The 14,011-nt window shown below is 23.1% G+C and carries 7 protein-coding genes; 6 read left to right on the forward strand and 1 reads right to left on the reverse strand.

Annotation, left to right across the window (positions count from 1 at the left end; genetic code table 4):
- Positions 1-235: 235 nt before the first annotated feature.
- Positions 236-2,824 (forward strand): AAA domain-containing protein, encoded by a 2,589-nt coding sequence (locus MENTO_RS01695; RefSeq protein WP_099651155.1) that lies wholly within the window; start codon positions 236-238, stop codon positions 2,822-2,824.
- 264 nt (positions 2,825-3,088) lie between these two features.
- The gene (locus MENTO_RS01700) at positions 3,089-6,469 is read left to right on the forward strand and encodes a lipoprotein (RefSeq protein WP_099651156.1); all 3,381 of its coding nucleotides are present in this window, start codon (positions 3,089-3,091) and stop codon (positions 6,467-6,469) included.
- 35 nt (positions 6,470-6,504) lie between these two features.
- Here MENTO_RS01700 and MENTO_RS01705 read toward each other — a convergent pair whose 3' ends face one another.
- On the reverse strand, positions 6,505-7,638 hold the full coding sequence (locus MENTO_RS01705) for a hypothetical protein (protein WP_099651157.1): 1,134 nt from the start codon (positions 7,636-7,638) through the stop codon (positions 6,505-6,507).
- Between the two features lie 511 nt (positions 7,639-8,149).
- On the opposite strand from MENTO_RS01705, the gene MENTO_RS01710 reads away from it, so the two are divergent.
- The 4 genes from MENTO_RS01710 (at position 8,150) to MENTO_RS01725 (ending at position 13,998) form a co-directional block, all read left to right on the forward strand.
- Positions 8,150-9,073 (forward strand): IS30 family transposase, encoded by a 924-nt coding sequence (locus tag MENTO_RS01710; RefSeq protein ID WP_099651158.1) that lies wholly within the window; start codon positions 8,150-8,152, stop codon positions 9,071-9,073.
- 288 nt (positions 9,074-9,361) lie between these two features.
- Positions 9,362-9,826, forward strand: a complete 465-nt coding sequence (locus tag MENTO_RS01715; RefSeq protein ID WP_099651159.1) for a hypothetical protein — start codon at positions 9,362-9,364, stop codon at positions 9,824-9,826.
- Positions 9,827-10,230: 404 nt separating this feature from the next.
- Positions 10,231-12,948, forward strand: a complete 2,718-nt coding sequence (locus MENTO_RS01720; RefSeq protein WP_099651160.1) for a DEAD/DEAH box helicase family protein — start codon at positions 10,231-10,233, stop codon at positions 12,946-12,948.
- A 33-nt stretch (positions 12,949-12,981) separates the two neighbouring features.
- The gene (locus MENTO_RS01725; protein ID WP_099651161.1) at positions 12,982-13,998 is read left to right on the forward strand and encodes an alpha/beta hydrolase; all 1,017 of its coding nucleotides are present in this window, start codon (positions 12,982-12,984) and stop codon (positions 13,996-13,998) included.
- Positions 13,999-14,011: the final 13 nt, after the last annotated feature.

Raw genomic sequence — 14,011 nt, forward strand, 5'->3', positions numbered from 1 at the left:
TTCTTTTTTCCTTTTCTATTTATTCACTATAGTATGAATTTAGCAAAATTAAAAAATAAAATCAATGAAAAATGAAACGTTTCATTTTTTAAATTTATTTTTTTTATTTTATACTTTGTATAAGTTTAAAAAAGATAAAAAATAAAGTTTAAAATATTAAATATTTTTAAAAAATAAAACATTATAAGTGTTAAAATTAAATAATATTATTTTTTATTATCTTTAAGGAGTTAATATGTTAAAAGTAAAAGAAAAATTTAATTACTGAGTTAGAGTTGCAAATGATCTTTATAATATTGCAGAACAAAACAATATAAGTATGGACTTACAAGAACAATGAGAAGAATCTGATTTTAGTGATGAAGAAAAACACAAAAAAAACCAAGACAAACAAAAAATAAATCCTTATTCAAATATTGAATACTTTATAAATAAAACTTTATTAAGAAAATATGAATATATAAACAAAGAATCAATTCTTTATTATTTTTTAAATGCAAAGCATAAAGAATATAAAAATTGAAATGAAAAAACGTTTATTTATCCATTCGGAATTAATAATAGCCAAAGAAAAGCAGTTGAAAATGCATTTAAATCTAATATTTCAATAATTCAAGGCCCTCCAGGAACAGGTAAAACTCAAACAATTTTAAACATATTAGCAAATATCTTAATGGAAAATAAAACAGTAGCTGTGGTTTCTAATAATAATTCAGCAATTGATAATGTAATAGAAAAATTACACTCAAAAGTTAATAGTGAAGGTAAAAAAATAAATGTAATTGATGATATTTGATTTTTAACAAGTTTTTTAGGTAAAAAAAGTAATAATGAAAAATATTTTTCAAAAGAAAATCAGCAAGAAATCTTAAATACTCAAGAAATTTGAAGAAATACTTTAGAAAACTCTGATTATTGAGTTAGTAAAAAAGATTTCGCTAAAAATAAATTCAAAATTGATGAATTAGTTTTTGAGATTGAAGAAGTTCAGAGACTAAATGAAGTTATTCTAGAAAATAAAAATGAATTAAATAAAGTTTTAAAAGAATTAGAACTACTTGTATTAAACGTTCAACTAAGCATGAAAAATGATAAGAATTTAAAAAAACTTTCACTTAAAAAGCTTAAGAAACTTCATTTAAATTTAAAAATGTATAGAAAAGAAAAATTTACTTGATGGTTTAAATTTAAAACCCGATTTATATATCAAATAAAAAAAGAATTTTTTGAAAGTGATTTTATTGCCGAATTGTATTTTCATATTTTAAACAAAAAGCATGAAGGATTAGAATTAGCAATTAAAAATGATAGTAAATACTTGAAAAAAATAGGAAAGAATAAAATTGAAGATTTAATAAAATTATCAAAACAAAATTTATTAACACATATTTATAAAAATTTTATGTTAGAAGATGAAATAAAATTAACTTCTAGCAATTTTAATACATTTCAAAAGGTTTCTGACTTTCAAAACTTTATTAAAAAAAGACCAATCATACTAAGCACCATCTATTCCATAATTAATTCAAAAAATAGTTCAGTTTTATATGATTATTTAATTATTGATGAATCTTCACAAACAGATATGTTAGCTTGTATTGGGGCTATGGCATGCGCAAAAAACATAATAGTTGTTGGAGACCTTAAACAATTACCACAGGTTGAGAATAAAATATTTAAAAAATATTTTGAAATGCATAATTTTGAAATTGAAGATGGTTATAAATATTTTGGAAATAATATTTTAAAATCTTTATTAACAATATATAAAAATAAAGTACCAAATCAACTGCTAAGAGAACATTATAGATGTCATCCAGGAATCATAGGATTTTGCAACAAAAAGTATTATGATAACAAACTAATCATCATGACAGAAAATAGTAAAAATACAAATCCTTTTGAAACAATTATAGGAGAATCATTACATTATAATGACACTTCAAAAACAAGCAAAAAAGAAATTCAAAATATAAAAGAATATTTGGATAAAAATAAAATTGATGAGATTGGTATTATTAGTCCATTTAGAAATCAAGCAAATTTGTTGGCAAAAACCTTTAGATCTGAAAAAATAATAGCTAACACAATTCATAAATTTCAAGGACAAGAAAAAGACACAATTTTATTTGCTGTAACAAAAGCTAAAATAAATGGTAGAAAAGATTTTGTTTCTAATCCTAAACTTATTAATGTTGCGGTTTCAAGGGCAAAAAACAAATTTATATTAGCTTATGCAGGCAATTTAGAACAAACACCTGATAATGATATTAAGGATTTATTAAAATATATAAATTATAATTATCCGGATGCAATCAAAAACATCGCTAAAAATTCTGAATTTTATATATTATCAAAGGAATTTAATAATGATCTTTTAAAACTTATAGTTGATTATAATTTATCTCATAGTAATGGCACAAAAGAGCCTAGTGAAATTATTATTCATAATATTTTAGAAGAAATTATTAAAGAAGAAAATTATCAACATTTAGACATAACTTTATTTAAGAAACTTAGCTTGTTAGTTCCTGATGCAATTGAGTCGAAAGAATTTAATCAAAAAGAATTAAGTTTTTTAAAACATCATTGAGCTCATGTTGATTTTTTACTTTATGATAAATTTAGTCATGCCCCTGTTTTAGTTATTGAAGTAGATGGTTTAACATTTCATAAAAAGCAAAAACAAACTTGAAGAGATGAAATAAAAGATAAAGCTTTAAAAATGCAAAATATTCCAATAATTAGAATCTCAACAGCAATAACAGAAAATATAAAGTCAAAAATTAAAAATGAGCTTTTAAAAATAAAAGAAAAAACGTAAAATGAAATAAATATTATATGACTTAATATAAAAAAATAGTGGCAGCTAAAAATGGATTTACAACAAGAATACATTTTTTCAAAAAAAAGTTAAGAATAAAGCAAAAAGTATTCTTTTAAAAAAAGAATATTATTAAAAATGTTAACTATGTCAGTTAACATTTTTATTTTGTTTTTCATTTTTTTGTTTTTTTAAAAAAAGTTTTGGTAATATTGATATTAGAGATTTTTGAAACGTTTCAAAAAGGAAAGGATATAAAATAAAATGAAAAAACTATTAAGTCTTTTAGCAGCTGTTACACTTACTGCTACTTCAGCTTCGGCTGTAATTTCATGTGGTACAGGGAAACCAGGTAAGATAAATTTGATAGACTTATCAACTATTGAATTGGATATTAAATTATTAAACAAAATCACTGAAAATGATATCTTAAATTCACTGAAAAGAATTGAAGGATTAGAAAATATTGAATTGAATATAGATGTCACTATAAAAATTGAACCATCAGATCAAACAAAAGAAGGCTTGATTATAATCAAGTCTGTAAAAGGGTCAAAATATATCAAAAATGATTCTTCAAAAGTAATAATTATTGAAAAAATAAGAGAAGAACTTGACTTAGGCGAAGTTGATAATAATAATGATGAAACAATAATTTCAGCATTTAAATCAAAAGTTTCAAACTTAGATGGTGATAATTTAAAAATTTTAAATAAAACTTCAACTTTAGCTATTATTTTAGATAAAAAAACAAAAATTGAGTATAAAGTTTTGTTTATCATTAAAAACGAAAGTAAACTTGGAGAATCTAAAACAAAATCAGTTAAAAATCAAGATTGACAAAAAGTTTTAAAAACAGATTATTCAAATTCAGTCAAAAATTATTCATCTTACTCATTGTTAGATAATGATCAATCAACATTAGGTTCAAAAAATGTAATTAATAATCATTTATCAAAAAATTTACAATTTACGCCATACGCTGATATGGGTATTGTAGAAGACACATCTGAATATTTATTAAAAAATAAAGGTGTAAGTCAAGCATCAAGAAATATAGCAATGGAATCATTAAAAGACACAAATGCAGTTTATAATGATTTAGGTGAATTAGCAGGTAATAAAAACATTTTTACACAAGATACTGAGATAACTTTAGGTTTCATGCAAAATGCAAGTGATACAGGTGAATTAGTTCCAATGTGAAATGCAGCACCTTCAAATGGTGGTAATGGTATTTTAGATGATAAAGGTTCAGAAACAGAATATGCTAAGTGATTTAATGATAGATACAGAAATTGAACTTCTAAATCAAATGCAAATCAATCAAGATGAGAAGGAAATAAAAAAACAGGTAATTTAAATCCTAAAGATGTCAGAATATCATTTGGTCCATTTGCAAACTCATTTTGACATACAGCATGACAAAATAATAAAACTCCTGAAGAATTAGCTTCTGTATTTGAAAAAATTGGAGAAAAATATCAAACTAAAAAATTAGATTTTTATTTTGCTGCACCATATTTATCTGCATCAGGACAATATGCTGATTCTCAAAGACTTTTAGCTTCAGCATTAAAGATTTTAATAGAACGTGATTCTGCATGAGATATTCAATTATCATTAGTTACTTCTTCAAAAGATGGAGTTTCAATTAATAGCGGTTTTTTTAGTAATAATCCAAATGAAAAAGGAAACTTAAAACTAATTGGTGATGAGGCTTTTCCACTATATAACTTTACAAAATATCTAGGAATGAATTTTAAACTAAATATGGTTTATGGTTATTCTGAAAAACAAATAAATGATGATGAAAATTGGGAATTGAAATTAATTCAGGAAGCTTCAGTTAAAACAAGAGATAATTGAATTAAACTTAACAACGTTTTAAATCCAAGCGCTGAAATTACAGCTAATTCTACATGAGGAAATGATGGTTCAGGTGTTGTTAATGGAATTTCTGCAGAAGATAAAAAATCAGTTTCAAAGAGAATGAAAATTACTCCTTGAATTGGTAGAAGAGCAGAAGTTCCAAATTGAAGTTTTACTACTAAAGATGCTGAAAACTTAAGAAAATTTGCTAGTGAAGAAAATTTTGGAGCAGTTGGAATGTTTTACCTATCAAGAGATATTCCAAGTGAATATAAACCTAATCACAACAATACAGGAGATTTAAATGCTCTTGATCAAAACATTAGGTCAGGAATGGGATTTTCAAAATACTCATTTGCTGGAGCTTTAAATGGAACAAAAGAAGATATTAAAGAAGAAGATACTAATGATATAGAAGAAATTATCAAACGTGGTGGAATTGATTATGATAAACAAATTAGAAATAATAATGCTTTAGATCAAGTTAATCAACAACCTGGACAAGGTTGAGATGGACCAAGTATTGGTGGAGAAAACGGCGGATCTGGTGCTGGTGGTTCTGAAAGTGGTGGAAACATAGTTTCGCCACCACCAACTGGTAAAGGTAAAAGTGCTTATAAAACATGAGATGAAGCTAACCCGAACAGAAATGGTAAAAAGATTAAGGATAAACATAAAGCGAATAAAACTACATATTTTTCACCTTATTTAGATGCTGGTTTATATGAAGGTAATAATATTTCAGAAATGAAACATTTAGATCATTTAACTTTAGCTTTTGTTCAACAAGTTAATGAACATAGTAATCATTTAGAATTATCTATTGCTGGACAAGCTAAGAATAATGCTTCATATCAATGATGAGAAGAAACTCAATTATGAGGTAAAATGTTAAAACCTATTTCTGATGCTGGAAACTTTAAGAATATTAAAGTAGCTTATGGTGGTGCAACTACAGGTGGATATACTGAAAAAAATCCTTGAACATTAGCAAATAAATTACATCAAAATAATTCTCAACAAGCTCAAGAAGATTTAAGAAAAGCTTTAATAAATTATCAAAAGGAATTAGTTAAAATTGCTGAAAAATATGGTAATAAAAAATACGAAATGCCTAAATCAATTGATTTTGATATTGAAGGAAATGCGCAAAATTTAGGTAATGATAATATTTTATTAGCTAAAACTTTGGCTAAAATGAAAAAAGCAGACCCTGCATGAAATTTTTCAGTAACCTTACCAGTTTTACCATCAGGTTTAACAAGCGTAGGATATAATGTAATGAATATATTTGTTAAAGAATATAAAGCTGCAGGGCTTTCAATTTCAGACTTGCCAGTAATTAACTTAATGTTAATGGACTATGGTGACCCTATTTATTTATCAGCTTTAGCTGATCGGAAAACTAATTTTGATTTGGCAAAAGATGCTATTGATAATACTGTAATTAATTTAAAAAGATCAATTTTAGAAAACTTTAAAGAGTCAGTCAATGAAAATCAATTATATAGCTTAATTGGTGTAACTCCAATGATTGGTGTTAATGATACTGTTGAAGGTGTGTTTACAGATGAAGATGCTAAAGAATTATATAACTGAGCACAAGAAAAAAAACTTGCTTACTTATCAATGTGATCAATGAATGATGATAGAGGAAAATCATTAGATGGAAAAGAAATTAATAAATCTTTATTAACTCATGGTCTATGATACTTAAATCAATATGATTTTAGTAAAATATTTGTTGGTGATTGATCATCAATTCAAAAATAACTTAAAAAAACTAATCAGCTCAATGATTAGTTTTTTTATTCATATAAAGAAAGTTTTTGAAAAATTAGTTCAATGTCAAAAGCAGTAAAATTACTTACTATTTTGTTTACTTTTTCAATTCTCTTTTCATCCTCGTCTTCAAAATTTATAATAACATATAATAATTGTGAAATAATTTCGCTATCTTTATCAGTTAGATAACAAAAATGAAAATAATTATTTCTTATTATTTTCAAATTTTTATTATTTATTTTAAATTTATATTTTTTGTTAAAGTTATTACAATTTATTTTTCTAGAATTTAATTTAAAAATTAATTTTAAAATATTTTTGTTTTTTTTAATTTGAAATTGATTAATAAGTGTATTATATTCTTCAATTGTAAATTCTTTTTTATTTTTAAATATATGTTTATTAAGTCCATAAGGTTTAATTTTTTTTATATCTGTTATTTTATTTAATATAATAAATATTTTTTTGTTTTCTCAGTTCTTAAAATTAAAACAAACTTTCATTTTTTCATAATCAAAAGTTATTTCTAGATTATTTTTTTCATTTAAATTAAATTTAATTTTAAAAAAATAATTTATTATAATTGATATTTGTTCATTTTTTGCTAAGTCTCAAATATTTTTATTTGTTGATAGTTCTTCGGAGAATGAAAATATTTCTTTTAGTCCATTATTATTGTTATTGTTAAGTCAGCTAAAAAAAACAGTTAAATATCTATCTAAAAATTCATCATTTAAACTTGAAGTTAATTGAGTGTGTTTTTTATTTAAAAAAAGCCTCAAATATTCGCTTTCATTAGTAGATTTATCTAAATTTTCAATTAATAAAAGAAGTTGTTCTTTGTATAAAAATAAAGATAATAGTTCAATTAAATTACTTTCACTATAATTATTTAAATTATTAAATTTCTTTTTTCTTTCAGGGTGAAAAATTAAATGCCTTAATTCTATAATATTATCGATTTTATTTTTAATTTCATTTTCTGAAATTTCATATAATGAATTAATTAAAATGAATTTTTTTAAAGCTTTAGAAAAATCTAAGTTTTTTATTATTTTAAAATTAAATTTATAATCATTAAAAATAATTCCGTTTAAAATACATATATTATTTAAGGCACAGTTGATGAAAGGGATAAATCTATGTCATTTTGTCATTTTAAAACCTATTTTCTATTTAACATACGCAAAAAAAGGACCCTTTTTAGTTCAGAGATCCTTTTGTACATTATTATAATAACTTTTAAAAAATGATAAGTCAAGTTTATTTTATAATTTTTTATTAAAAAATGTAAAACTTATAAAAATGGATAATACTATTGCAAATATGAATTCAAAATAATATATTATTGCGAAAAAATTAGCTCCACTTTTTTGAATAAAATTATAAATCTTTCCATTTTTTAAATTTATGAAATGTTTTGAATAGCTAATATATTCATCTGTAAAACTTTTTAAAAGTTGAACTTTTTAATCTTCAATATTATTTGCATCTTTAATTTTAAATAATATTTACGAATTAAAATTGGAACTACAACACTTATGAGAAAATAATCTCATAGGAATTGCAGTTTTTTTGATACAAAAAAGCAACCCCTTGACCGACTAAAGCCCAAAGGAGTTACCATGAATAATTATAAACAAATTTCTTTAAAAGAAAGAACATTAATTGAATATCTTATTAAATGTTCAAAATAAATCAGTTTCTTTCATAGCTAAAGAACTAAATAGAAATAGATCAACGTTTTACAGAGAAATCAAAAGAAATAAAGCAGCTGTAATTTATAAAGCTAAAGATGCGCAATTTACTAGAGACATTAATAACACCTTATCTCATCTAAATGAAATAAATAAATATAAGGAATTCTTAAGATTTCTTTATGCAAATTTTAATCCAAAAAGCTTTAGTATTGATGTTTGCGTTTTTAAGGCCAAAGAACTTGGAATCAAAATCCCAACAACTCAAACTGTTTACAATTGAATTAAAAATAAACAAATAAAAATAAAATCAAAAGACTTGCTTAGACCTAGGTTTTGATGAAGAAAGTCTAGTAAATATAAGAAATATATATGAGAAATTTCAAAAATGAACTCTATTCCAATTACTTATAGACCTAAAAATATTAATAAAAGAAAAGACGTAGGTCATTTTGAAATAGATTTGGTTGTGGGTGCAGGTAACACTTCAAAAGCAATAATTACGCTTGTTGAAAGAGTTACCAGAAAAGGTTTTGCGATTAAGTTAGAAAACAAAACCATGAAGCATACAAATGAAAAGTTAAAAGAGTTAATTGCAAAAGAAAATTTAAACATTAAATCAATTACAAAAGATAATAGAATGGAGTTTAATCTTTTACATGAAGTTACACAAGAATTAAATGTTCCACTTTATACATGTAATACGTATGTTTCTTGTGAAAAAGGCACTAATGAAAACTTTAATGGATTAATCAGAAGATATTTACCTAAGAAAACAAATTTTAGAAATTTAAAAGATGATAATATAATAGAAATATTAAATGAAATAAATAAAATGCCTCGTAAAATTCTGAACTATAAATCAGCTTTGGAATTTTATGAGACATTCGGTTAGAAGTGTTGCACTTCCAATTTTAATTTATACAGTTAATTCTGTATTTTTTAATTATAATTATATTATTTAAGTATATTAAAACGAAAGGGAATATTAAAAATGGAAAACTTAAAAATTGACAATATAATTTATTTTGACTAAAATGATAAAGTAAATTTTCAAAAATATAATTTTTTAAGAAGCAAAGAATTATATTTTTCTATAGCTAAATTTTGTTTAGATAATTACGAAGAAGAAACATTAATTAATAATAAAATATCTTATAAAGTTGTAAATGATTTTATAAGAATGGATAAAAAATTTAAATTAATTAATTATAAATTTTTAGCAACTTATGAAGAATGATTTAATAATGTAATTATAGAAAATTATACATTTAAGATAAAAATAGAAAAAAGACAAAAGGATAACGATATCTTGGTAAAAAAAATCAAAAAAGAAAGCTTAGATATTGAGACAAGAAGAACATTAGATGATTGAAATAGTCTTAAAAAATATAGATTTCTTAAAGTTAAATATTGCTTTTCATTAATCAGCTTTGTTGTGAATAATGAGTCCAAATTTGTTATCAGAGATTTTAGTTTAAATAATAAAAAGAATGATAGCGAAATCATTAAGAGCTTAAAAAAATTATTAAACTTAGAAACATTGTTATGCATCATTCAAATCTTATTCATACTGATCTTAAAAAAACCTATCTTCAATGAAAGTTTTATACCTAAACTTACCAAAAGAATGAAATATCAGTTATAAAAAAGAACTATTAGATAATATTAAAAAAAGATTAGATATCCCTAAAAAGATAAGAATGAAATTTATGGTGGAAATAGAAAAATGATAGAAAAAACTTAAATGAACATTACGAAATAACTAGAGACAAAAATTTCAAAATAAAAATACAAGAAGCTAAAAGTGAGCTTTTTAAAATTATCAAAAATATTTATGAGTATAAACCTCATAATGAAATAATTAGAAAAAATATTTAAAATTTCAATATTTAATCGTTGCAAGTAGTAAAAAATATGGAGTTATATTAAGAACTAATTCAAATGAAAGTTTTGATATAGATTGCCAACTGGTTATTTCTCAAAAGGAATCTGTTTTTTTATTTTATATATTTATTAACTATGAGAAAATATTTTAAAAGGAATCAAATTATGAAAGAAAAATTATTTACAAATAAAGATGAACAAAAATTATTAGAAGAAATAAATAATGAAATATTAACTTCCAATGAGGTTTATTTAATCTATCCTTTCATATCTAAAAGTGTTCTTAACAAAATAGCTTCTACTTTTGAATTCTGTGCTAAAAACAATATTCAAATTAAAATTATCTCAACAACGTTCGATGATCTAGCTCAATATAATAATTTAAATGAACTTAAGCTATTAGCTGATAAGTATTCTAATATCAAAATTAAAATAGAAGATAACTTAGAAAGAACTAGTGAAAGAATTCATATTAAAGCTTCAATCTTTAAAAGAAATAATGAATTATCAACAGTAATTATTGGTTCTTCTAATTTAACTGTTAAAGGAATGATTTCTGGAAGAGAATGAAACATTAAATTATCAGAACAAAACAATAAAGAGTTAATTAATAAAATGATTAATGAATTTGATAGTTTATGAAATGAAGAATTTGTTGATTTTTCAGATGAATTTCAAAGAGAATTATTAATTCAAAAGATTAAAGAAAACCAACAAGCTGTAGTTCAATCAAAAATAGAATTATTATCAAATAACTTAACTAAAAAATACTTATATAAATTTCAAAAAGAAATTATTGATAAACTAAGTTATCGAAGACATATTAATAAAAATAAGAACTTAGTAATTATGGCCACAGGAACGGGCAAAACACTAGTTTCTGCATTTGATTACAAAAGACAAACAGAGCAAGCTAAAAAGGACCTTAAAATCCTATTTTTAGCACATCAAAGAGAAATAGTTGATCAAGCAATCAAAACTTATCGTCATGTGCTTGAGAATAATGAATTTGGTGAAGTTATGTATGATGGAAGTATTAATAGTGATAAACCGAATCATTTATTTGCAACAATTCAAACTTTATCTACAAGATTAGATAAATTTGAACCAGATGATTTTGACATTATTGTATATGATGAAGCACATCATATAGCAGCTAACACTTTTGATAAAGTATTTAACTATTTTAAACCTCAACAAATTTTAGGTTTAACAGCAACTCCAGAAAGAGAAGACAATAAAGATATTAAAGCATATTTTGATGATGAATATGCTACTGAATTAAGACTATGAGATGCTATTGATCAAAAACTATTATGTCCATTTGATTATTATTGTATAGATGATACTAATACTAATTTACAAGGAGTTGATTTAAACTCTGATAAAGATATTTTTAAAGTAGTTAATACTGAATCTAGAAATGAATTATTATTTGAAACAATAAAAAAATATTTAGGTGTTTATGCAAGACCAACAGCATTAATTTTTTGTGTTACTGTTGAACATGCTATTAATATATCAAATTACTTAAAATCAAAAAATTTAAAAGCAGAAGCCTTAACTTCACAAAACACAAAAGATCGAAAAAGAATCTTACATGAATTTAGTACAGGAAGAATTAACTATTTATGTGTAGTTAATATCTTTAATGAGGGAGTAGATATTCCTGAAATTAATACTATTATTTTATTAAGACCGACTAATTCTAAAACTGTATACTTACAACAACTAGGTAGAGGTTTAAGAAAAACTGAACTTAAAAATAAACTGGAAGTATATGATTTAATATCTAATATAGATAATAAATACGATATTACTTTAGGAATTAGAAATTTATTTAATCCAGCTATTAGAAGTAGTAAGTCAATTAGTGCTAAAGAAGGTTTACCTTATAATTGCACAATTAACTTAGAAAAGCATACTGAAGAAATTATTATTAATAGTATGAAGAGTTGATATTTAAATAAAAACTCAATGAAATCATATATTGTTGAATATTATGAAAGATTTAAAGAAAAAGCACTTAATAATATGTTGAAAGATTATGATTTAACTTTAATTGATTTTTATAATAACTTAGATAACTTATTTATGCCAATTGCTAAACAAATTAATAAGTTTAAAGATAATGAAAATAATACAAATAGAAATAAGAACATTTTAAAACAGTTTTTATTTTTAAATAACCATAAAATCATTAATTATTTTTATAAGCGCTTAACAAAGCAACTACCAAGCAATGAAATTAATTTAGACTTAGATAACTTATTAATTACTTCATGTTTATATGAAATAACTAGTATGGAAAAATTTTTAAATGTTTATCCTAACTATTTAGAAATTAATGATTTAGTCGAAAATTTTATTGATGAGCATAAAGTGATTGTTGAAGAGTTAGTAATGATTCTTAAATACAAATTAGATAATGAAACTTTAATTTTTGAAAACGAGTATGAAACAGGATTGAATGTAAGTTCAACATATACTGTAAAGCAAGTTTTATCCTTAGTTAATCGTACTAACTTTTTACATTATCGAACTGAAATGAAAGTTTTGACATTTCAAGCAGGCTTTTTAACTTTTGATAATTCAAAACAAATTATTTTAGCTGATGAAGAAAGCGAGAACTATGGTAAAAAGACTAAACATGATGATATTAATAATTTATTTTATTGATCATTACCTGAAAAAATGACAATTAAAAATAAAATAATTAAAGATTTTGAAAATGAAAATATTAAAAAATACTTATTTATTCAAGACAGGCAAAATGTAAAGAAAAAGAACTTATATTTAAAACTGTATAAATTTACAGGTATAGGAAAATTTGAAGAAATGTTGTTTGATGATTTCCTTACAGCTAAATTTAAGTTAAAATAAACTAAATTAAAGTATTAAAGGCGGAAACAAATAATGAAAAATATAAATTTCAGAAAATCAAAGAAGCAAATTAGAAAATATAAGTATACTTTTTTAAAAGTTTTAGGAACATTTATCTTATTTCCAATAGTATTTATTGTTAGTGCGATACTATCAAAATTCTTTACTCCATACTTATTCAAGTATCCAAGAGTAGGAATTGATGAAAACGGACAAGAAGTTAATAATTTAAATCATTATTTGGCAGACATCAAAGAAAAGAAACTAAAAAACTGAGAACTATCAAAAGATCAAATTGAAGAATTTGAAATTGGTCCAGATGAAGCAAAAATCAGTTGCTTAATTTTAAGAAATAATTCAAATAAATGAGTTGTTGCATTACATGGATTTAAAAGAAATAAATATATGGGTGTAAGAAATGCAATTCAATTTTATAAAAAAGGATATAATGTAATGTCATTTGATGCTTATGCTCATGGTAAAACATATGGTAAATATTCTGATTTAGGAGTTACTAATTCAAAGGTATTAAATGAAGTGATTAACTGAGTTAAGAATAATAATCATGTTGATGAAATAGGTGTTATTGGTGTAAGTATGGGAGCAGCAACAGCTGTTTATTGAGCACAGCAATACTATCAAGTAAATAAAATCGATTGATTAATTTCAGATTGTGCATTAACTCAGCCAGTAGAACAAATTAGATTTTTCCTTAAAAAATATTTTAAGTGACTGCCTTGGTGAATTGCATCTTTTAAAATTAACTTATTTTTTAAGAAATATTCTAGAACTAATTTAAAAGATATGAATTTACAAAAGAATTTAAATTCATTTAGAGATTTGCCAGTTTTATTTATTCATGGTAAGTTAGACTCATTTATTGACTACAATAACTCAATAATAATGTATTGCGAAAAATCAAAAGATTCTGATAATACTAAAATTAAAATATTTGATGATTCAGAACACAGCAGTTCAATAGTTGATCATCAAGAAGAATATGTATTAATAACAATAGACTTTGTAAGAGAAATAATGAGAAACAAATAAAAAATATTTTTAT

Source organism: Mesoplasma entomophilum, from assembly GCF_002804125.1.
GTDB classification, from domain to species: domain Bacteria; phylum Bacillota_I; class Bacilli_A; order Mycoplasmatales; family Mycoplasmataceae; genus Mesoplasma; species Mesoplasma entomophilum.